Here is a 21,131-nt window from a genome sequence, read left to right on the forward strand (position 1 = left end):
CTATGGATTTAACCAATCATTTTCTGATTGCCATGCCCGACACCGACGATCTGTTTTTCGCACAAAGCGTGGTTTATCTTTGCCGGCATGACGAAGACGGCGCAATGGGCGTGATTATCAACAAGCCTTCGCCGATTACGATGGACATGATTTTCAGTGCCAGCAACCGCAATATTCCGCTGCGTATGCAGCACGAAAACGTGATGATGGGCGGGCCGGTGCAGATCGATCGGGGCTATGTTGTGCATACACCGGTGGGCAACTGGCAAAGCTCGGTTACGGTTTCCGACGACATCGCCCTGACCGCTTCGCGAGACGTGATTGAAAACTTGGAAACGCCCGAAAAAGTCGGCAAGGCATTGATCAGCATCGGCTATTCGAGTTGGCATAAAGGCCAGTTGGAAAAAGAACTCGCAGACAATCTGTGGTTGGTGGTCGAAGCGGACGAACAGATTTTATTCGATATGCCCTACGAACACCGCTATGCCGCCGCCTTTGCCAAACTCGGCATTTCCCCTTCCGCCTTGGTTCAAGGAGCAGGCCATGCTTAATGCACCCGAAGGCACGACGCTGGCATTCGATTTCGGCGAAACCCGAATCGGCGTAGCGCAGGGTGATGTCCGCCTCGGCATCAGCCACCCGCTGGCAACCGTTACCGGCGCAAGCAACGATGCCAAATTCGATGCCATCACCAAACTGATTCAGGAATGGCAGCCCAAACAGCTGCTGGTCGGCTTGCCGACCCACACCGACGGCAGCGAACACGAACTCACCCGCCTGAGCCGGAAATTCGGCCGCCGCCTGCACGGACGTTTCGGTTTACCAATTTACTGGGCCGACGAACGCATGTCGTCCCTCTACGCCGAAAGCCTGCTTTCCGAAGCCCAAGTATTCGGCAAAAAACGCAAAGCCGTATTGGACCAAGTCGCCGCCCAAGCGATTTTGCAGGTGTTTTTCGACAACGGCGCTTTGGAATATTTCAACGGCAGGGAAGAAGATTAACGTCTTGCAGCGATTGGCAAAGCAAAGGCCGTCTGAAAATCAGATTTTCAGACGGCCTTGGTTTTATATAGTTAAAACACCGAATTTTCTGTACAAATCGGCAAGCTAAGTTGGCCCACCTGCACTTTGTTCCCCGTCCCGCTGGCGGGAAGGGGTTAGGGGAAGGGTGGCTCGCTGTGGTGTCATATTTTTTCGGTTGATTTACTATAGTGGAAAAATCCATTAAAACCAGCTTGCCACCCACATCATCAGCAGTGTTAAAACAATGGTCAGGGCGCAGCCGACTTTGGCAACTGTACCGATAATAAAGCCGATAAACGTACCAATACCGACTTTACCCGCTTGCCAAGTATCTTTTCGGGCGATCAGTTCGCCGAGCGCAGCACCAATCATCGGGCCGAACAAGAGGCCGGGCAGAGAGAAAAATGCCCCCGCAACGCCCCCGATAAACGCCCCCCAAACGGCGGGTCTGCTGGCACCGGTGTATTTTGCCCCCAACATACCGGCAACATAATCCATCGCCGTACCGATAATGGCGACGATGGCGAGAAACACAATGCTTGCCGTGCCGTAGATTTGGTAATCGGTCGCATAAGCCAGCAGCCATGCACCGCCAAACATCAGCCCCAAACCGGGAATGGCGGGGTAAACCGTACCGGCAAGGCCGAGAGCAACGGCAAGCAGAGCGAGGATAATCAGGGCGGAAGTCATGTTCGGTGTGTTCCTTAGTCAATCGGTAGTGTGCAATATGCGGTTTTCAGACGGCTTTATCAAGGTTCGAATGGCAGTTAGCGGGAAATTTATTGTGCAGGTTTGGGCAGAGGCCGTCTGAAAATCATGATTTTCAGACGGCCTCGGTGTTACAGCAGTCCTTCAATCGGTAGGTAGGACAGGATTTTGGCGGTTACCCGTTTCCAGAAACCGGCTTCGGGTTCGGTGGTGTAGTGTTTTTTGTCGTCCGGATGTTGCCAGTGCAGGCGGCGGTTTTGGTCGAGGGTAACTTTATAGGCATAATCGGGGGTGGTGTTGGCGAGGGTGCGGTACATAATGCCGGCGATTTTGGGGCTTTCGATGACAACGCCCATTTCGGTGTTGAGCCGTTCGGAACGGGGGTCGAGGTTGAATGAGCCGATGAAAACCCGTTTTTGGTCCACGATAAAGGTTTTGGCGTGCAGACTGGTGGCGGAATTGCCGGTCAGACCCCGGTCTTTGGTTTTGGGAACGGCATGATTGGGCTTGAGTTCGTAGAGTTCGATGCCGGACTGCAGCAGCGGTTTGCGGTATTTGGCGTAACCGGAATGCACGGCGGCGACATCGGTTGCTTGCAGCGAATTGGTCAATACGGTTACGGCTACGCCTTCTTTTGCCAATTCGGAAAGGGTTTCGACACCGGATCGGGTTGGTACGAAATAGGGCGACACCAGATACAGGCTTTTTTCAGGTTTTTGCAGAGCGGCAAACAGGCGTTCGCCGAGCGGCTCTTGATGGCGGGAACGGTTCAGGCCTTTAGCGGGGTCGTCGCTGATGAGTTCGGTTTGTGCGTCAAACCATTTGATGCTGTTGTTTTGCAGCGAGCGAAATAAATCGGATGCCTGTAATTCTTGGCGGTAGCGCTCCAAAATGTCTTTTTTTTCTTGCGCGCTGTATTCCAGCTCTTGAATGCCTTGTTCGATATTGCCTTTTTTGATGATGTCGGCGGCGGGGTAGGACGAGCCGCTGGCCCAGTAGCGGTCGAAATCTTCCGACACTTCGCCGACCACCCGGCCGACAGCGAGAATGTCTAAATCGGCGAAAACGGTGTCTTGGTGGACTTTGAAATATTCGTCGCCGATATTGCGGCCGCCGACAATGGTGGCACGGTTGTCGGCGGTGAGCGATTTATTGTGCATACGGCGGTTGAGGCGGGGAAAGTCGGTCAGGTAGCCCAAGGCTCGCCATTTGCGGTTGGTAAACGGGTTGAACAGGCGGATTTCGATATTCGGGTGGCTGTCGAGCGCCAGCAAAACATTGTCTAGACCGTTGGTGTTGTTGTCGTCCAGCAGCAGCCGCACCCGCACGCCCCGTTCGGCGGCACGGTGCAATAAGTTGAACAACATTTTGCCGGAATAGTCGTTGTGCCAGATATAATATTGCAGGTCTAAGGTGTAATCGGCGCTTTCAATCAGGGCGGCCCGTGCCAAAAAGGCTTCGTGGGCATCATTGAGCAGGTAGATTCCGGATTTTCCGCTGTTTTGACTGTTTTGGCGGTAGGTGTTCAACACCCCGTCCAAACGGGGGGCGGAATCGATTTTGAGGTAGCTGCTTTCGCTGCGGCCTTCCAAAGACGGCAGCGAGGCGCAGGCAGTCAGGCCGGTGCAGACGGCGGTATAAATCAGGAAACGGGAAGAATATTTTTTCATATCAATCGGGTTGGGATTTTTCGGAAACCTGACTCGGCATAGGCCGGCTGCAATGGTTTGGGCTGAACAGAAACCCGCTGCGCTTATTTTTATAGTTCATTCATTTTAAAATGGATTAACTATAGAGAAACTTCGGTTTTCAGACGGCCTCAGTACTTTATCCGCCCGCTAAGGCCGTCTGAAAACTGCAGGTTTCGCCAAAACAAGTAAAAAAGCGGGTTGCTGCGCCGCCCAAACCGGTTTGTTCGAAATCGGCTGGGAAACATCACGCCGCATTGTACCTTATTTTTGGCTGCGTACCGTCAAATTGCGGCCGTCTGAAATGTGCAGGCGGCTGAAAATGAAACCGGCGGCAAAGGTGATGATGCCGATGCCGATAAAGGTCAGCCGAAACGCCCAATGCAGATCGCTTTGCCCGATGTCGCTTTTGCGCCACGCCTGCAGCATCAGTGCGCCGACGGCAATGCCCAAACTGATGGCAAGCTGCTGATTGACCGCCATCAGGCTGTTGCCGCTTCCGGTTTGATAGGGGCGCAAATCGGCGAGCGTGAGCGTGTTCATGGCGGAAAACTGAATCGAGTTACATGCGCCCAAGGTCAGCAGCAATACCGCCCATACTGCAACCGGCGTATTCGGGTCGGGCAGCGCCAGCAGAATCATCAAAATGCCCAAAATCCGAGTGTTCCAAATCAACACCTTGCGGTAGCCGAAACGTGCCATCAGCGGTTTGACCGCAGGTTTGATCAGCAGCGAGGCGAGGGCAATCGGTGCAATCAGCCAACCCGACAGGCTTGCACCCAAGCCGAATGCCACTTGAAACATCAGTGGCAGCAGAAACGGCACCGAGCTGATGCCCAAGCGGCTGAACAGGTTGCCGAACAGCCCTAGCCGGAAAGTGCGCACTTTGAACAGATGTCCGGCATAAATCGGTTCGGCAACGCTTTGCGCATGGCGGCAATACAGCCACATCAACGCAGCGCCGCCCGATGCCAGCAGCGCCGGAAACAGCGATACGCCGGTATGGGAAACGATTTCCACCGCCAAAGTCAGCGAACAGGCGGCACCGGCAAACAGCAGAAAGCCGCCGACATCCAAACTGGTTTTGTCGCCCCGAATATCGGGCATAATCCGCCAGCCGATAACCAGCCCCAGCACGCCGATTGGTACGTTCAGCAGAAAAATCCAGTGCCACGAAGCGTATTCCACCAGATAGCCGCCTGCCAGCGGCCCCAATACCGGCCCGATTAAGGCCGGCATCACCGCATAATTAATGGCGTTGAGCAGGCGGGATTTGTCGTATACCCGTAAAATTGTCAGTCGGGGAACGGGAACCAGCATCGAGCCGCCCAAACCCTGCACCATGCGTGCCAGCACCAACATCGGCAGGTTCACCGCCGAGGCGCACAGCAGCGAACCGAAAACAAACAGCCCGACTGCGCCGAAAAAGATTTTTTTCGTGCCGTAACGATCGACCAGATAGCCGCTCAGGGGAATCAGCAGCGCCACCGTCAGCGTATAGACAATCACCGCCGACTGCATATTCAGCGGCGATTCGTTCAAATCCTTGGCAATCTGCGGCAGCGCCGTGTTGAGAATGGTCGCATCGAGCATCTGCATAAAAATCGCCACCGCTAGCAGCAGCGGCAGCCAGCGCGAGGGCGTGGGCATATTGGGGGAAGCGGGCATAATCGGTTCTTTCCGGCAGATGAGGCCGTCTGAAAATCGGCTTGGGCGTTTCCGGTGCGGAAACGGCAGATTAATGCCGTATTTTTCCACTTTCGCAATATATTTTCAAATTAGACTTGACCACCTACAGGCAATTACTTAAAGTACGCTCTTTGTATTTTACCGAAATACGGTAAATAAACATGATAACCGTTTGTATTTTAAACAGATGTGAATGCAGCAGCGCCTGAGCATTTTCCGACAAACGGCTGTCGGATATACCTAACCATTCAAAAATAAGTCAATGCAAAATGAGCACAAGAAACCCTACCCCAATCATTCGCTATGACAGCGTCCCGACCGATGCTTATTTCTTCGGAACCTGCGTTTTGGACATCTTTATGCCCGAAGCAGGTATGGACGCAATGACGTTGATCGAACAACAAGGTATCCGTATGCACTTCCCGATGGGGCAAAGCTGCTGCGGCCAGCCCGCCTATTCCTCAGGCCGCCCGAAAGAAGCGTTTGACGTGGCCAAAGCCCAGCTCGATTTGTTTCCCGAAAACTGGCCGATTGTCGTACCGTCCGGCTCTTGTGGCGGCATGATGAAACACCACTGGCCGACCCTGTTTAAAGGCACGCCTTACGAACAGAAAGCCATTGAGCTTTCCGAACGGGTGATTGAGTTTACCCATTTTCTGCTTGCCATCGGCTACCAGCCGCAGGACAAAGGCGAACCGGTCAAAGTGGCCGTTCATACTTCCTGCGCCGCACGCCGTGAAATGAACGTCCACCTTTCCGGCTGGCAGCTGATTGACAGCATGGAAAATGTCGAACGGATTGTTCACGACCACGAAAGCGAATGCTGCGGTTTCGGCGGTACATTCTCGGTTAAACACCCCGACATTTCCGGCGCAATGGTTACCGACAAAGTCGCCGCCCTTAAAGCCACCGAAGCCACCGAAATCATCAGTGCAGATTGCGGCTGTATGCTCAACATCGGTGGCAAAATTGCCAAAGACGAGCCGGATATGCCGGCACCGAAACACATCGCCACCTTCTTATTGGAACGCACCGGAGGCAAAGCATGAGCGCACGCGACAATATTCTGGCCAAGCTGAAAAAAGCCGATGCCTATCCGATGGCCGAACCCGATACCTTTGGCTACTATCAAACCCACGAAATGACTTGGGACGACGAAGTAAGCCGTCTGAAACACTGGGCTGCGACCATGCGGGCGGTCAAAACCGAAATCTACTGGGTGAACGAACACAACTGGCAGGAAGTGTTCCGCCAAGCCGCCGAAGAAAAAGGCATCCGCAACATCGTTTTGCCGCACCAAACCGGACACGGTCAAAAAGCCAAAGCCGCCCTTGAAGGTACACAGATTGAAGCCTTGGATTACGATCGGGTGATTGACGAGTGGAAAGACGAATTTTTCACCCAAGTCGATGCCGGTTTCAGCGGCTCGAAATGCGGCATTGCCCGCACCGGCACCATCATGCTCGAATCCAGCCCGCAAGAGCCGCGCAGCCTGAGCCTTGTACCGCCGATTCACTTTTGCCTGTTTGATGCTGCAAAAATGTACGGCGAGTTCCACCACGCATTGGCAGGTGAAAAATTATTGGAAAACGGCATGCCGACCAATCTGATTCTGGTTTCCGGCCCATCCAAAACCGCCGACATCCAACTCACACTGGCATACGGTGCACACGGCCCGCGCGATTTAGTCGTATTGGCCCTGTTGCCCGCACACATTTCCCCAGCCGACTTGGAGGAACAAGCATGACCCAAACCATTCAATTCCACATGAAACCGGAAACCTTCAAGCAAAACAGCGCCATTTCCCTGCAAGACCAACCGCTGCGCAAAAGCCTGCGCACGGCAATGGACATGCTGATGACCAAGCGCAAAGCCGTTTTGACCGATGAAGAAGAACTGCAAAATCTGCGTGATTTGTGCGAACACGTCCGCCAACGCTCGCTGTCCAAATTACCGGCGCTTTTAGAAGAGCTGGAAGCCAACCTGACCCGCTTGGGTGTCAAAGTCCACTGGGCGGAAACTCCGGCCGAGGCTTGCCAAATCATTCACAACATCGTAACCGCCAAAAACGGCAAACTGGTTGTCAAAGGCAAATCCATGGTCAGCGAAGAAATCGAGCTGAACCACTATCTCGAAGACCAAGGCATCAAAGCCATTGAAAGCGACTTGGGCGAATTCATCGTCCAAATGGCGGGCGAAAAACCGACCCATATCGTGATGCCGGCGATTCACAAAACCAAAGAGCAAGTCAGCGAACTGTTCCACAAAAACCTGAATACTCCGCTGACCGACGACGTGGACCAACTGACCGGCTTTGCCCGCCAAGCCCTGCGCGATATTTACCGCACCGCCGATGTCGGCTTGAGCGGCGTTAATTTCGCCGTCGCCGAAACCGGCACCCTGTGTCTGGTCGAAAACGAAGGCAACGGCCGCCTGTCCACAACCGTGCCGCCGGTACACATTGCCATTACCGGTATCGAAAAAGTAGTGGCGAAACTGTCCGACATTCCGCCGCTTTACAGCCTGTTGCCCCGTTCCGCCATCGGCCAGAACATCACCACCTATTTCAACATGATTACCGGCCCCCGCCGCAGCGAAGAATTAGACGGCCCGCAGGAAATGCACCTCGTTTTGCTCGATAACGGCCGCAGCCAAGCCTATGTTGAAGAACAAATGCGCCGCACCCTGCAATGTATCCGCTGCGGTGCCTGCATGAACCACTGTCCGGTGTACACCCGCATCGGCGGCGCAGCCTACGGCACCACCTATCCCGGCCCGATCGGCGAAATCATCTCGCCGCACCTGCTCGGCTTGGACAGCACCCGAGACTTGCCGACCGCCTGCACCATGTGCGGCGCTTGTGTCGAAGTATGTCCGGTACGCATTCCGATTACCGAACAAATGCAGCGCCTGCGTGTCGAAGCCCAACGCCCGCCCGAAGAAAACGTCCCACACCCGATTCGGGGTCAAGGCGCATCGCACACCTTCGGCGAACAACTCGCATGGCGCACTTTCGACGGCATTTTCAGCGGCAAAAAAGCCTACCGTGCCTTCGGCTGGGCAGTCAGCAAATTCCGTTCGTTTACACCGAGCAAACAGCTGGGCTGGACGGATAACCACGTCCCAATGAAACCGGCGAAGAAAACCCTGCACGAACTGGTTGCAGAAAAGCGTAAACAGTAATTTTTACTGACACAAACCGAGGCCGTCTGAAAATCACGATTTTCAGACGGCCTCGGTTTCATTTGTAGCAACGGTTTACAGTTTACAAATAAACGATTTCGCCGCTTCTGCCTTGGCTTTCTTGGCTTACCCACCAGATAAACTGCGGTAATACGTCTTCGTAGTTTTTGCGTTCGTTTTTGGTTTCGCCGGGGTGGGATTTGATGCGTTGTGGGGAGTTAATCGGGCCGGGGACGAGGACGTTGGCGCGCAGGTTGGGGAAGCGTTCCCATTCGTCGGCGATGACTTTGCACAGGTAGTTGAGTGCGGTTTTGGAAGCGCCGAAGCCGCCCCAGTAGGCTTTGGGGGTTTCGCCGTGGCTTTCGCCGACGAAGATGACGGAGGCGTCGGCGGATTCTTTCAGCAGGGGGAGCATGGCACGGGTCAGGCCCATGGGGGCGACGGTGTTGATGCGGTAGAGTTTGACCCAGTCGGCAACGGTTTGGAAATCCAGCGGTGAGAGGGCGTTGAAATAGCTGGCGCAGTGGACGATGCCATCGAGTTTGCCTTGTGTGGCTTCGGCGATGGTGGCGGCGAGTTGGTCGAACTCTTTGTCTTCGGCGCTTAAGAGGTCGAAGCAGATGGCAAACGGTTCGGGATAACCGGCGGCGACGATGTCGTCATAGACTTTTTCCATGCGTTTTTGGTGGCGGGCAATCAGGACGACGGTTGCGCCGGCGGCGGCGTAGGCTTTGGCGGTTTGTTCGCCCAGACCTTGCGAAGCGCCGGTAACGATGATGGTTTTGTTGTGTAAGGCTGACATGTTTTTTCCCTTTGGCTTTGCTGTAACAGGTGGTATTGGTTTACTGGATTGTATATAAAATTCAGTGATTTAACTATATTTTGGCGTTGGCTTGTTTTGTCCTATTTTTAGTGAAACCCGCTATAAATCTTTTAGTTGCGCAGAAACTTGCTTTGCTTGTTTTAGCTTCGCAGAAATTCGCTTCGCTCATTTTCAGACGGCATGGTGTTGTATAAATCGTTTAAACACAATTCGGCGGCACGCATACCGGATTGTACCGCAGCTTCTAAGGTTGCGGGATAGTATGGATGCAGATAATCGCCGGCGGGGTAGATATTGCGGTGTTTGAGCCATGCGGTGTCGTAATTCGGGCGGTGGACGCTTGCGGCGGCGGTGGCCCGTTTTTCGGTAATCACCTGCACGGCTTGCGGCTCGCCGATATGCGGGAACAGGCGTTGTATGTCGGCATGGACTTTTTGCGCCCACTCTTGGCGGCTGAACGGATATTGTTCGGAAACGCTGATCACAGCGGCGATTTCGTTGGGCGGTAAGCCGAGTGCGCCCCGTTCGATCAGCCAGTGTGCCGTGCCGTCGGCAAGGCCGGTCATGGCGGCGGGGAGTTTGACGGCTTGCGGATAGCGCAGGTAAACGGTGGTAATCGCATGATAGGCGGTTTGGGCATAGGCCGTCTGAATTTCGGGCGGGGTGTCGCTCGGCAACAGGGCGGCGGCGTGATAAGGGGCGGTTGCCAGAATAACGGCATCGAATATTCGGCCATCCACACCGACTGTACCGTTTGCCTGCGGTTCCAGTTTGGCGACACGGGTGGCCAGATGAATGCCGCAGCCGTGCCGTTTGAGATAATTCAGGGCGGGGCGGACGGCGATGCTGCTTAAATCCTGCTTGGGCAACAGATAATCGCTGTCGCTTTTTGCGGCATTGATGCTGTCTTGCAACACTCGGGCGAGCAGCCGGAGCGAGGCGGTATGCAGCGGGGTATTGAGTGCGCCCAACACCAGTGGCTGCCAGAATTGGCTGATCAGCAGGCGGGGCGTGCGGCGTTGTGCAAGCCAGTGGGCAACGTTGATGTCGGCTTGGTCGGAACGTCGGCGCTGCAGGGCGTGCATATCGGCCAGCAGTTTGAGTTTCAGCCGCAGCGGTGTGTTTTCGGCACGCAGTATGCCGGACAGAATGTGCCACGGTTTGGGCAATGGTGAGGCCGTCTGAAACTGCAAACCGTCGGAGATATGCCATTGCAGCGGCTGCCGCAGGAAAGCATCTGTTTCCCGTACGCCGATTTTCTGCAGCAGTGCTAATGTGCTGCGGTATGCGCCGATTAAAATATGTTGGCCGTTGTCTAAAAAGGAAAAACCGTGTTGTTCGCCGGTGAGCGTACGCGCTCTGCCGCCTGCCTGCCGTCCTGCTTCAAACAGGCTGATGTCGGCGTGTTCTGCCAGTGTAACGGCGGCGGACAAACCTGCCCAGCCTGCGCCGATAACGGCAATTTTGGGGCGGGAGATATGATTCATTTTCAGACGGCCTCGGGGTGGAAACCCAGCATCCAGGTTTTCAGGGCAATGCGTTTTTTGCGGGGCGAGGGGATGGCGATTTTGTAGCGCAACACATTTTCTGCGCCGTCCCGCTCGATTTCCTGCAGCAGGGCATAATAAATCGCCGCCATCACCAAACCGGCTTTCTGCCGTTTTTTGTCGATTTTGGGCAATGCAGACACGGCTTGGTAATAAATGCTTTTGGCCCGTTTGATTTGAAACGCCATTAGTTCGGCAAATTCCGGCGTGGGGCGGCTTTGCAGGATCACGGCGGCGGGAACGTTAAACTGCTGCAATTCCGCCATCGGTAGGTAAATCCGTCCGCGGCGGGCATCTTCGCCTACGTCCCGAATAATGTTGGTCAGCTGCAAAGCCAAGCCGGTTTGGTCGGCAAACAGCAGCGTACGCTCGTCGCTGAAACCCAAAATCCGGGCAATCAGACAGCCAACCACGCCGGCGACACGGCGGCAATAGCGTTTCAGTTCGGCAAAATCGGCATAGCGTGCCTGCTGCAAATCCATCTGCATACCGTCTATCAGTTCCGCCAATTCGCTATGCGGAAGCTCAAACTGCGTACGCACGGTTTGCAGGGCTTGATTGACGGGGTGTTCGGGCGTGTGGCCGCTAAAGACTTTGTCTAAATCCTGCCGCCACCATTCCAGCGTAATGCGGGCGATTTCGGCTTGACTGCATTCATCGACCACATCGTCCAATTCCCGGCAAAAGGCGTACAGCACCGTCATGGCATCCAGCTGCGCCTGCGGTAGGAAGCGGAAGCCGGAGAGAAAACTCGAGCGGCTTTGAAAAGCCTTTTGGCGGCAATAGTCGAGGGCGGACACGGTGGTTTCCAGTGGGTAATCGGTAAGACTGGGTCTCAGCCGGATGGGAAAGGCCGTCTGAAAAACTCGCTTCGCTCGTTTTGGCGAAACCTTCGGTTTTAGCTGCGCAGAAACTCGCTTCGCTCGCTTTCAGACGGCATGGGGTCATGCGGTTTGCGGTTGCAGCAGCAGGGTTTGGTTTTCAGCTTTGACTTGAAACAGCAAATCGATATTCGGGTGTTTGCCGGGGTTGGCTTGGGCATCGGCAACGTGTTCGGCAAACAGCTGTAAACCCCGCTCGGCGGCTTGGGCGTTTAATACGCCGTCAAATTCCTGCGACAGGGCGTGGTAGAGTTTGAGCGAACCGAGTTTGCCGGGGGCGGCGGGAATATGGTGGACGGTTTCGCCTTGCTGATTGCAGATATTCAGGCCGCTCAAGTGGTCAATGGCGGGCATGGCGGCGAGGTTTTCTTGAAAAGTCATGGTTTTTTCCTGTTGAGAGGGTTTGAGGCCGTCTGAAAATCAGGTTTTAGCTGCGCAGAAACTCGCTTCGCTCATTTTCAGACGGCCTTGTGATTGAGGGGTTTCATGTTACTCAGCGGGTGCCGAAGATTTTGTCGCCGGCATCGCCCAAGCCCGGAATGATGTAGCCTTGTTCGTTGAGGTGGCTGTCGAGGGCGGCGGTGTAGATGGTTACGTCGGGGTGGGCTTCATTGACGAGTTTCACGCCTTCGGGGGCGGCAACCAGCACCAGTGCTTTAATCTGGCGGCAACCTTTGGATTTGAGCAGGTCGATGGTGGCGACCATCGAGCCGCCGGTGGCGAGCATGGGGTCGATAATCAGGGCGGGGCGCTGTTCCATGCTGTCCACGAATTTTTCAAAGTAAGACACGGGTTTGAGCGTGGTTTCGTCCCGCTGCAGGCCGACTACGCTGATTTTGGCGGTGGGAATCAGGTCCAATACGCCGTCGAGCATACCCAAACCGGCACGCAGAATCGGCACAACAGTCAGCGTTTTGCCTTTGATGCGGTCGCCTTCGATTTGGCCGCACCAGCCGTCGATCAGGTATTTTTCGATTTCAAAATCCCGGCTGGCTTCGTATGCCATCAGGCGGGCCAGTTCGGTGGTGAGGGTGCGGAATTTGTAGGTGCTGCAGTCGGCTTCCCGCATCAGGGTCAGTTTGTGGCGGACAAGCGGGTGATCGACAACGGTAACGTTCATGGCTTTCTCGGAATATGTGGTTTGCTGAAGGGGAAATTATATAACTAAACGCTGTAAACGGCTATGGTGGAAAATACGCAAATGCCGTCTGAAAACCGGTTTTCAGACGGCATCGGTATCAATCCGGCTTAGGCTTTGAGCAGGTCTTGCAATTCGCCCGCTTCAAACATTTCCATCATGATGTCGGAACCGCCGACAAATTCGCCGTTTACATACAGCTGCGGAATGGTCGGCCAGTCGCTGTATTCTTTGATGCCTTGGCGCACTTCGTCGTTTTCCAATACGTTGACGGTTACATAGTCTTCGCAACCGGCGGCGTTGAGGATTTGCACGGCACGGGAAGAAAAGCCGCATTGCGGAAACTGTTTGGTGCCTTTCATAAACAATACGACACGGTGGGTGGTTACGACTTCTTTGATTTGTTCTTGAATGCTCATGTCTGTTCCTTTTTCAAATGTTCGGATTGAGTTTTGCCATTATACGCAAATTATGAGAATTTAAAATGCTTCTTTTGCGTCTGAGTGCATTTTCAGACGGCCTTGCGCTGCAATACGGCGGCAAAGAAGCCGTCGGTTTGGTGGGCGGCGGAATCGAGGCGCAGGTATTTGCCTGTGTCCAAGCCGGTTTTGGCGGCGGCAAGCAGGGCGGCGCAGTCGATGAGTTCAAAGTCGGGGTGTTCGCTCAAAAAGCGTTCGACCTGCTGCTCGTTTTCTTCCGGCAAAATGCTGCAGGTGGCATAAACCAAGCGGCCGGCGGGTTGCACCAGTTGCGCAGCGGCGGCAAGAATGCTGTGTTGCTGCTGCAAAAGCTGGGCGAGGCTTTCGGGCGACTGGCGGTATTTCAAATCGGGATTGCGCCGCAGCGTGCCTAAGCCGGAACACGGTGCGTCCACTAAAACACGGTCGGCTTTGCCGTTTAAGCGGGCAATGCGGCTGTCGTGTTCGCTGCTGATGCGTTCGGGGTGGATGTTGGTCAGTCCGGCACGGGTCATGCGGGGTTTGAGGTTGGCAAGGCGTTTTTCGGCGATGTCGAAGGCGTAAATGCGGCCTTTGTTGGCCATTTGCGCACCGATTGCCAGCGTTTTACCGCCTGCACCGGCACAGAAATCGACCACGATTTCGCCCCGTTTGGCACCGACCAGCAGCGCCAGCAACTGGCTGCCTTCGTCCTGCACTTCGACGCTGCCGTCTAAAAACAGTTCGTGTTTGTTGAGGGCGATTTTGGTCGGAAGGCGGATGCCCCACGGCGAATACGGTGTGGCGGCTGCGTCGGCGGCTTCGTTTTGCAGGGCCGCGAGGACTTTGTCGCGTTTGTTTTTCAAGGTATTGACCCGAATGTCCAGCGGCGCAGGGCGGCTGACGCTGCGGCCGAAGGCGAGAATGTCGTCGTCGTTCCAATGGCGGCGCAGGCGCTCGATGAGCCATTCGGGCAACTCGGCGGCGGTGGCGAGGCCGTCTGAAAATTCGCTTTTGCGGGCTTTGAGATTGCCGAGAAAGGTTTGTTCTTCTTCATCGAGCAGGTCTTGGATTTGTGAAATATTGACACTGCGGCCGAGTACCAGCGCTGCCAGTGCCGCTTTGCGGGCTTGGGCGTGCGGCCGGCGCAGGGCGGCGGCGATTTTTTGGTAATGGCGCAGGGCGGCAAATGCGGTTTCCGCAATTTCGTGGCGGTCGTGGCGGCCGAGTTTTTTGTGTTGGCGGAAATAGGCGGACAATACGCTGTCGGCGGGCTGTTTGAACGTCAGCATTTCTGCCAGCAGGCGGGCGGTGTGGTCGAGTTGGATCGGGGTCATGGTGGTCGGTATGTTGAATAGTGAATGGCGATTATACGGGATTTTCGGCGCTCGCAAAGTGGCGGGTTCGGTTTTCAGACGGCATGGCTTTCATGATGCGCAGGATTTCGTGCCAACAGCCGTCGGGGCGTTGTTCCAACACGGCAACCAAGCCGCTTTCTACGGCGGTGATTTCGGCGGCGGACAGGGTTTGTTCCGCTTTGATTCTTGCCGGTGCCAGATAGGCCATGCGCTCGAGCAGACAGTAGCGGCGTTCGGGGTCGGGCGGACACTCGTCCCAACGTTCGAGATATACGCCCCGCCAGCCGTAGGGATTGAGCGGCGGCTCGAAAGTTTGCTGCGCAGCGGGGAAAAAGCCGATGCCCCGTACAATCGAGGCGGTTGTCAAATCGGTGGGCAAATGGTGTGCTGCCAGCGTGTGCAGGCCGTTTGAAAACTTAAACAGTAATAATTGCTGCGGCAATTTGGCGGCTTTGTCGGCCAAACGGTCTTGGCGGTTGAGTCCCTGCAAGGTTTCATATTCGCCGTTTGCGCTGCCGTAGTATTTGCAGGTCAGCTCGATATGGTAGGCTTCGCCGTTGAGCTTGGCGATAAAGTCGGCGGCACCCAGCGTCAGACCTTGGGCGGAGACGCTGAGGTTGTGCGCCAACAGTTCGCTATGCGGCGCATGGGCAAACCAGAATGCCAGCAGCTGTTCGGCGTATTGCCCCAAACGGTGGTGGAAAGGGCGGTGTGCTGCCAAATGGGTTTCCAAAGGCTGCGGGTTTGCGTCTAATGACAACAGGTAGCGGAAACCTTGTTCGCCCAGCAGCGTGCGCACGTTTAACTCGCAACCGCTGCGCCACAGGGGCGGGGCGGTCAGCAGCGAGGCTAAATCGCGGACGGCGGGGCGGGTGAGTTTCCACCAAAGTGCGTCCAAAGCGTAATTCATGGGGTTTCCTTATGCTCGGTCGGGTTTTCAGACGGCATGGCTGTGGTTTTATGCCGTCTGAAAATGCGGTTTTAGTCTTTCAAATGCTGTTTGACCGTGTTGAAAAAGCCGCGCAGGATATCGATGTCTTCGGTTTGCGTGTTGGCACGGCCGAACAGGCTCTGCATACGCCGCATCAGGCGTTCGCTGTTGCGGCGTTGGAAAAAACCGACATCATTCATCAGCGATTCCAAATGGGCGACCATGCCCGTGATTTGCTCGTGGGTGGCGGCGTGGTCTTCCTGCTGCAAATGCGTCATCGGCACATCGGTCTGGCTGAAAATTTCGTAACACACCACCTGCACGGCTTGGGCAAGGTTGAGCGAGAAATAATCGGGGTTGCCGTTGATCGTCATCAAACGGTTGCACGACTGCACTTCTTCGATACTCAGTCCGAACGTTTCGTTGCCGAACACCAGTGCCACCGTTTCGCCACGCTGCGCAGCGGCAAGCAGTTCGGGAACCAGCCGGCGGGGCGTTTGCAGCGGCGCAGTGATTTCCCGGCGGCGGCTGGTGAGGGCGCAGCTGAGGGTGGTGTCGGCCAGCGCTTCGTCCAAAGTGGCGGTAATGCGGGCATGGTGCAATACGTCGGCGGCACCCGAGGCGAGAATGAAACTTTCTTCGGGCAATGCGAAATCCTGCGGATTGTCGGGATCGAACTGCGGCGGCGTTGCCGTCATCGGTGTGGTCATCAGATTGGGTGCGACAATCACCAAGTCATGCAGCCCCATGGTTTTCATCGCCCGTGCCGCCGAGCCGATATTGGCGGGGTGGCTGGTGCGGGTGAGAACAATACGGATATGTTTCAGATAATCGGGTAAAGCGGGTTTTTCGGAAATCATGTTTTATTTTCGGTTTAATCGGGAATCGGGTATAATGCTGCTCGTTCTGTTTTTCAGACGGCCTCGTTTTGCGTTTATGCCGTCTGAAAATCGTCTTGATATGTTCTTTAACAGCATTGGAAACGTGAAAACGTTATTAACGATGTGCAGCGCAGGCCGCACGTCAGAGTGTATTGTACCCGATAAGAAAGAAAACCATGAACCCGATTTTGAATACCGCCTTTAAAGCCGCCCGCCGTGCCGGACAAATGATGACCCGAGCCGCCGGCAATCTCGACAGCATCAAAGTGGACAGCAAGTCCTTTAACGATTTCGTTTCCAGTGTTGACCGAGAGTCCGAACTCATCTTGGTTTCCGCCCTTCAGGAAGCCTATCCCCACCACAAAATCACCACTGAAGAAAGCGGCGTTCACGGCAACGAGCGTGCCGAATACGAATGGATTATCGACCCTCTGGACGGCACCACCAATTTCCTGCACGGCCACCCGCAATATGCGATTTCCATGGCGCTGCTGCACAAAGGCGTATTGCAGGAAGCCTTGGTATATGCCCCCGAACGCAACGACTTATACATGGCCTCGCGAGGCAAAGGCGCACTGCTCAACGACCGCCGTATCCGTGTCTCCAACCGCATCGAACTCAACCGCTGTCTGATCGGCACAGGTTTTCCCGTTGTCAATCAAAGCATGATGGACCGCTATCTGGCGATTTTGAAAGACTTCTTGTCCAAAACCGCCGGCGGCCGCCGGGAAGGCGCAGCTTCTTTGGATTTGTGTGCCTTAGCCGCAGGCCGCTTGGACGGCTTTTTCGAGTTCAACCTCAAACCGTGGGACGTGGCCGCAGGCGCACTGATTGTCAAAGAAGCCGGCGGCATCGTAACCGATATGCAGGGCGATGAAAGCTGGCTGGAAACCGGCAATATTGTTGCCGCCAACCCGAAAGTATTGGCACAAATGCTGCAGGTTATCGCAGCCCATTGATCACATGGTGTGAAAATAAATTGTGTGAAAGATAAGTCGGCGGTTTATCCTGAGTTGGGATAAACCGTTTTTATTTTGGTTCCTATATGGTATCCATATTATCCGAGGTCTGTTGCCTTAATATAGAAAATAAGGCATTTTAGTTATATAATTCTCCAATCTTTTTCCAACCGCTCCCCCAAAAAATATCATGATTACCCCGTTTACTTTTACCGATACCCGCCCTTATCCGGAAACTCCGGTCAAAAACAATCTGCTGCTGCATGCTTCTTCGTTGGCGCACAGCGGTTCGGCAGCGCAGCGCAAGCTGTCGGAAGAATCGCTGCAGACCGAGATTCGGGGCATGTTGCAGCAGAATTATTATCTAGGCTTGTCGGTGGCGATGAGCATGGTCGGCGACAGTGAAAGCTATCGGGTGTTGCTCGGCGAGCTTTCCCAAGTATTGGGGGCGGAGCAGGAGGGCGAAGTCCAATGGTTTGCCATGCCGCTGATTTTAGTGGCGGGCAACAATCAGCCGCAAACCTTGCCGCTTAATGTGCCGCTGGCGGAACTGGCGGCATGTTTGGAACATTATCCGCATCTGCGTGCGCTCAACAAAGCCGCATGGTTACCGTTTTTGGTGTCTTCCACCGAATTGAGCAGCGTCAATGCCGGCGACTGGTTTGCCGCCAAACACAATACCGAAGCGGCGCAGGCGTTTGCCGAACGCTTTAAGCCGTCTGAATTGGCATTGCCGGAAGGGCAGTCGGTGCATGTGGTGTTTGCTTTGGGTTACGGCGATGCGGAAACCGCCAAGGCTTTGGGGCAGAATTTACTGCAGGCGGGTTTGCCGCTGATGCAGGTGTGGCAGCAGGCATTGGCAAAAGAGGGCGTAACCCTGTTTGTTAATCCGCTGTCGCCCGATGCCGTGTTACCGGCGCTGGCAGAGGGCAGCCATATGCGCCAACGCATGGCGTTGGACGTGTTTTCCGCCAATGCCATTCGTGCCATCCGCCTGCAAAGCCCCCGTGTCGGCGTGGTAGTGGCAGCGCAGCAGGGCGGACGCTTGGTGTTCGGGTTCAATGCCACCGACAGCGCATTCGAGCTTGAACCGCAAATTTTCACTTGGGCATTGTCGCCGACCGACAATGTCGCTTTGATTCAGCAGAATTTCTTGGATTTGATGGCAGAATGCCGTGTGGAACATTTGTATTTCCTGCACGATGTGTTGCCTGAAAACAGCCCGTTGCCGACTTACGCCCAAGCCCTGACCCAAATCGGGCATAATCCGTTTTTTGCCGAAACCGCCATATGAAGCCGCAACAGATTTTATTCGTCTGTCTCGGCAACATTTGCCGCTCGCCGATGGCGGAATACGTGTTCCGCCACCATGTAAAACAGGCGGGCTTGGGCGGTACAATCAGCGTTGCCAGCGCCGGTACGTCCGGCTGGCACGACGGCGAAAATATGCACAAAGGAACGCAAAAAGCGCTGGCCGCACACGGGATAAACCACAGCGGTTTTACCAGTAGCAAAGTCAAACCGGACGACCACCGCCGTTTTGACTTCATCATTGCGATGGACGACAACAACCTCGCCGAACTCGAACGCCTGTTCGGCAGGCAGCCGGAAAAAATCTTCAAACTCACCGACCTGATTCCCGAATCCGGCTACAACCATGTTCCCGATCCGTGGTACACCGGCGATTTTGAAGAAACCTTCCGTCTGGTCGATGTCGGCAGCGTGGCATTGCTGGATAAATTGGCGGGTTAAATAAAATACATCAAACAGGCCGTCTGAAAATCAAGTTTTCAGACGGCATCTCGTCTTTTCCTTATTACACGGTTCAAAAAGATTGGACAAACAATGAAACAAAAAATCAAAATCTGGGACGTGCCGACACGGCTGTTTCACTGGCTGCTGGTGGCCGCCATTGCATTTATGTGGTTCAGCGCCAAAACCGGCGGCAGCCTGCTGGCATGGCATCTGCGTTGCGGACTGCTGATTCTGGGGCTGCTGATATTCCGTCTCTGCTGGGGATTATGGGGCAGCGACAGCGCACGCTTCACGCAGTTTGTCCGCAGCCCGAAACAGATTTTGCGTTACCTGAAAGGGGAACAACCCGAACCGGCGGGGCATAATCCGCTGGGCGCACTGATGGTGGTGGCGCTGTTGCTGGCAGTGGCATTTCAAGTTTTAACCGGCCTGTTTTCACCCGACAGCAACACTTTTATCTACAACGGCTATCTGAATGCGTGGGTTGATTCGGCAACAGGCGACAAACTGCACACGCTGCACCTTGCTTTTTTTAACGGACTGCTGGCATTGATTGCCGTACATATCGCTGCAATTTTAGTGTATAAATTTGTGAAAAAACACGATTTAATCCGCCCGATGATAACCGGCTGGCGGGAATGGTCGGGCAACGTGCCGCCACTGAAATTTGCCGGAGCAGGCAAATTGGCAGCAGCCCTGCTGATTGCCGCCGCTATAGTGTGGGCGGTTGCCAATATCGCCTGAACAGAAAACGTGAGGCCGTCTGAAAATCAGATTTTCAGACGGCCTTGTATGTAAACAACGCAGTTATTTCTTACAAGTCAAACAAGTTAACACAGTTCCCAAAATCCTAACGCAATTCCGCTGGCCCCACCGTTTCCGCCAATGCCGCCAGACGGCGTTCGGATTTGGCAACATACGGATTATCGGTATCCCACGCATAGCCAGCCAAAATAGCACTGATCATGCGGGTGATTTCCGGCGTGCGCTGCTCGTCGGCATAGATCACATCTTGGAAACGACCGTCATACCAACCATTTACATAAGTGCGGAACGCATCAACGCCGCTCATCAGCGGCTGCACAAATTCTGTTTCCCAATCCGCCTCTTCGCCCCGCAACTGTTTGCCCAATACATCGCAGGCCAGTTTTGCCGAGTGCATGGCAATGGTTACGCCCGATGAAAAGACCGGATCAAGAAATTCCGCTGCATTGCCCAGCAGCGCAAAATGCTTGCCGTATAAGGCTTTCACATTGGCAGAATAGCCGGTAATGCAGCGGAAGGGCATTTCATTGTCCCAATTTGCATTTGCCAAAACCCGTGCCAACATCGGCACTTCCGCCGCATAGCGTTTTACAATCTGTTCCGAATTTTCCATATTTTCAAAACGTTCGGGCAGACCGACCACGCCGATAGAACAGCGGTTGTCGGCAAACGGAATCAACCACAGCCACACATCGCGATATTGCGGATGGGTGGAAATCAGAATTTTATTGCGGTCAAACTCAGAATCACTGATATTGTCATCAATATGGGTAAAATGCGCTTGGCGTGGCGGCAGATCGGAAGGCGTGTCCAAATCCAACAAACGGGGCAGTACACGGCCGTAGCCGCTGGCATCCAACACAAATTTCGCCTGCAGAATATAGTTTTCACCCCGTTCGGTTTCAACTGTCAGGCAGGCAGTTTCAGCATCAAACGCCGTTACACTTTCGCCAAAACGCACATCTACGCCCTGTTTGGCGGCTTCTTCAATCAAAATTTGGTCAAAACGATCCCGCCGCACCTGAAACGTCGTACCCGGGCCGTTGCTGAATTTATCGGTAAAGTCAATCTCGGTATAACGGTTGCCCCAAGTAAAAGCCGCCCCGTTTTTAAACTGAAACCCCGGCTCGGCCTCAACCGCAGGCAGAAACCCTGCCGCCTCGATAAATTCCATACAGTGCGGCAGCAGGCTCTCGCCGATTACAAAACGGGGAAAATGCTGCTTTTCCAATACACACACATTAAATCCCTGCCGTTTCAGCAATGCCGCCGCCACCGAACCGGCCGGCCCCGCCCCAATAATCGCCACATCGCATGTTTGCCGTTCCATCATGGTTTCCTTTTCTGAAATATCTTATTGAAATT

Annotated in this window: 22 protein-coding genes; 9 read left to right on the forward strand and 13 right to left on the reverse strand. The window is 54.5% G+C overall.

Annotated features, from left to right (window positions below):
- The first annotated feature begins 2 nt into the window (after positions 1–2).
- Both PJU73_RS02435 and ruvX read left to right on the forward strand, forming a co-directional pair.
- Positions 3–551, forward strand: a complete 549-nt coding sequence (locus PJU73_RS02435; RefSeq protein WP_237090849.1) for a YqgE/AlgH family protein — start codon at positions 3–5, stop codon at positions 549–551.
- Positions 544–1,002: a Holliday junction resolvase RuvX gene (gene ruvX / locus PJU73_RS02440; RefSeq protein WP_237090850.1), complete on the forward strand. Its 459-nt coding sequence runs from the start codon at positions 544–546 to the stop codon at positions 1,000–1,002. The genes PJU73_RS02435 and ruvX overlap by 8 nt, the downstream gene beginning before the upstream one ends.
- A gap of 222 nt (positions 1,003–1,224) precedes the next feature.
- Here the strand turns inward: ruvX and PJU73_RS02445 are convergent, their stop codons facing one another.
- From PJU73_RS02445 to PJU73_RS02455, 3 genes are all read right to left on the reverse strand, one after another.
- A complete protein-coding gene (locus PJU73_RS02445; protein ID WP_237090851.1) occupies positions 1,225–1,713 on the reverse strand; it encodes a DUF456 domain-containing protein in 489 nt (162 codons plus the stop codon).
- A 149-nt stretch (positions 1,714–1,862) separates the two neighbouring features.
- A complete protein-coding gene (locus tag PJU73_RS02450; protein ID WP_237090852.1) occupies positions 1,863–3,401 on the reverse strand; it encodes a phospholipase D family protein in 1,539 nt (512 codons plus the stop codon).
- A 282-nt stretch (positions 3,402–3,683) separates the two neighbouring features.
- Positions 3,684–5,087, reverse strand: a complete 1,404-nt coding sequence (locus PJU73_RS02455; RefSeq protein WP_237090853.1) for an MFS transporter — start codon at positions 5,085–5,087, stop codon at positions 3,684–3,686.
- Positions 5,088–5,377: 290 nt separating this feature from the next.
- On the opposite strand from PJU73_RS02455, the gene PJU73_RS02460 reads away from it, so the two are divergent.
- The 3 genes from PJU73_RS02460 to PJU73_RS02470 are packed head-to-tail and all read left to right on the forward strand — an operon-like array spanning position 5,378 to position 8,291.
- Positions 5,378–6,157 carry a (Fe-S)-binding protein gene (locus PJU73_RS02460; RefSeq protein WP_237090854.1) on the forward strand — a complete coding sequence of 260 codons (780 nt, stop codon included), beginning with the start codon at positions 5,378–5,380 and terminating at the stop codon, positions 6,155–6,157.
- Positions 6,154–6,855: a LutC/YkgG family protein gene (locus PJU73_RS02465; RefSeq protein ID WP_237090855.1), complete on the forward strand. Its 702-nt coding sequence runs from the start codon at positions 6,154–6,156 to the stop codon at positions 6,853–6,855. The genes PJU73_RS02460 and PJU73_RS02465 overlap by 4 nt, the downstream gene beginning before the upstream one ends.
- Positions 6,852–8,291 (forward strand): LutB/LldF family L-lactate oxidation iron-sulfur protein, encoded by a 1,440-nt coding sequence (locus PJU73_RS02470; protein WP_237090856.1) that lies wholly within the window; start codon positions 6,852–6,854, stop codon positions 8,289–8,291. The genes PJU73_RS02465 and PJU73_RS02470 overlap by 4 nt, the downstream gene beginning before the upstream one ends.
- An 82-nt stretch (positions 8,292–8,373) precedes the next feature.
- On the opposite strand, the gene PJU73_RS02475 is transcribed toward PJU73_RS02470, so the two are convergent.
- The 9 genes from PJU73_RS02475 to PJU73_RS02515 all read right to left on the reverse strand — a co-directional run bounded on the left by PJU73_RS02475 (position 8,374) and on the right by PJU73_RS02515 (position 16,266).
- Complete coding sequence (locus tag PJU73_RS02475; RefSeq protein WP_237090857.1) at positions 8,374–9,093, reverse strand: SDR family oxidoreductase; 720 nt, start codon at positions 9,091–9,093, stop codon at positions 8,374–8,376.
- Between the two features lie 161 nt (positions 9,094–9,254).
- Positions 9,255–10,601, reverse strand: a complete 1,347-nt coding sequence (gene hpnE, locus PJU73_RS02480) for a hydroxysqualene dehydroxylase HpnE (protein WP_237090858.1) — start codon at positions 10,599–10,601, stop codon at positions 9,255–9,257.
- Positions 10,602–10,603: 2 nt separating this feature from the next.
- A complete protein-coding gene (hpnD, locus tag PJU73_RS02485; protein WP_237090859.1) occupies positions 10,604–11,461 on the reverse strand; it encodes a presqualene diphosphate synthase HpnD in 858 nt (285 codons plus the stop codon).
- A gap of 144 nt (positions 11,462–11,605) precedes the next feature.
- Positions 11,606–11,923 (reverse strand): DUF2322 family protein, encoded by a 318-nt coding sequence (locus PJU73_RS02490; RefSeq protein ID WP_237090860.1) that lies wholly within the window; start codon positions 11,921–11,923, stop codon positions 11,606–11,608.
- 112 nt (positions 11,924–12,035) lie between these two features.
- The gene (upp, locus tag PJU73_RS02495) at positions 12,036–12,662 is read right to left on the reverse strand and encodes a uracil phosphoribosyltransferase (RefSeq protein ID WP_237090861.1); all 627 of its coding nucleotides are present in this window, start codon (positions 12,660–12,662) and stop codon (positions 12,036–12,038) included.
- A gap of 128 nt (positions 12,663–12,790) precedes the next feature.
- A complete protein-coding gene (gene grxD / locus PJU73_RS02500; protein WP_237090862.1) occupies positions 12,791–13,099 on the reverse strand; it encodes a Grx4 family monothiol glutaredoxin in 309 nt (102 codons plus the stop codon).
- A 92-nt stretch (positions 13,100–13,191) separates the two neighbouring features.
- The gene (locus PJU73_RS02505) at positions 13,192–14,454 is read right to left on the reverse strand and encodes an RsmB/NOP family class I SAM-dependent RNA methyltransferase (protein WP_237090863.1); all 1,263 of its coding nucleotides are present in this window, start codon (positions 14,452–14,454) and stop codon (positions 13,192–13,194) included.
- A 31-nt stretch (positions 14,455–14,485) separates the two neighbouring features.
- A complete protein-coding gene (locus tag PJU73_RS02510) occupies positions 14,486–15,385 on the reverse strand; it encodes a DUF1853 family protein (RefSeq protein ID WP_237090864.1) in 900 nt (299 codons plus the stop codon).
- 71 nt (positions 15,386–15,456) lie between these two features.
- Positions 15,457–16,266 (reverse strand): RNA methyltransferase, encoded by an 810-nt coding sequence (locus tag PJU73_RS02515; protein WP_237090865.1) that lies wholly within the window; start codon positions 16,264–16,266, stop codon positions 15,457–15,459.
- 197 nt (positions 16,267–16,463) lie between these two features.
- Between PJU73_RS02515 and PJU73_RS02520 the strand changes: the two genes are divergently transcribed.
- From PJU73_RS02520 to PJU73_RS02535, 4 genes are all read left to right on the forward strand, one after another.
- A complete protein-coding gene (locus PJU73_RS02520) occupies positions 16,464–17,246 on the forward strand; it encodes an inositol monophosphatase family protein (RefSeq protein WP_237090866.1) in 783 nt (260 codons plus the stop codon).
- A gap of 190 nt (positions 17,247–17,436) precedes the next feature.
- Positions 17,437–18,540, forward strand: a complete 1,104-nt coding sequence (locus PJU73_RS02525) for a conjugal transfer protein (RefSeq protein WP_237090867.1) — start codon at positions 17,437–17,439, stop codon at positions 18,538–18,540.
- Complete coding sequence (locus tag PJU73_RS02530) at positions 18,537–18,998, forward strand: low molecular weight protein-tyrosine-phosphatase (RefSeq protein WP_237090868.1); 462 nt, start codon at positions 18,537–18,539, stop codon at positions 18,996–18,998. The genes PJU73_RS02525 and PJU73_RS02530 overlap by 4 nt, the downstream gene beginning before the upstream one ends.
- Positions 18,999–19,091: 93 nt before the next feature.
- Positions 19,092–19,745, forward strand: coding sequence for a cytochrome b/b6 domain-containing protein (locus tag PJU73_RS02535; RefSeq protein WP_237090869.1), 654 nt, complete (start codon positions 19,092–19,094; stop codon positions 19,743–19,745).
- Positions 19,746–19,851: 106 nt separating this feature from the next.
- On the opposite strand, the gene PJU73_RS02540 is transcribed toward PJU73_RS02535, so the two are convergent.
- Positions 19,852–21,096, reverse strand: coding sequence for an NAD(P)/FAD-dependent oxidoreductase (locus PJU73_RS02540; RefSeq protein WP_237090876.1), 1,245 nt, complete (start codon positions 21,094–21,096; stop codon positions 19,852–19,854).
- Positions 21,097–21,131 lie beyond the last annotated feature (35 nt).

Source organism: Neisseria lisongii, from assembly GCF_028463985.1.
GTDB classification, from domain to species: domain Bacteria; phylum Pseudomonadota; class Gammaproteobacteria; order Burkholderiales; family Neisseriaceae; genus Neisseria; species Neisseria lisongii.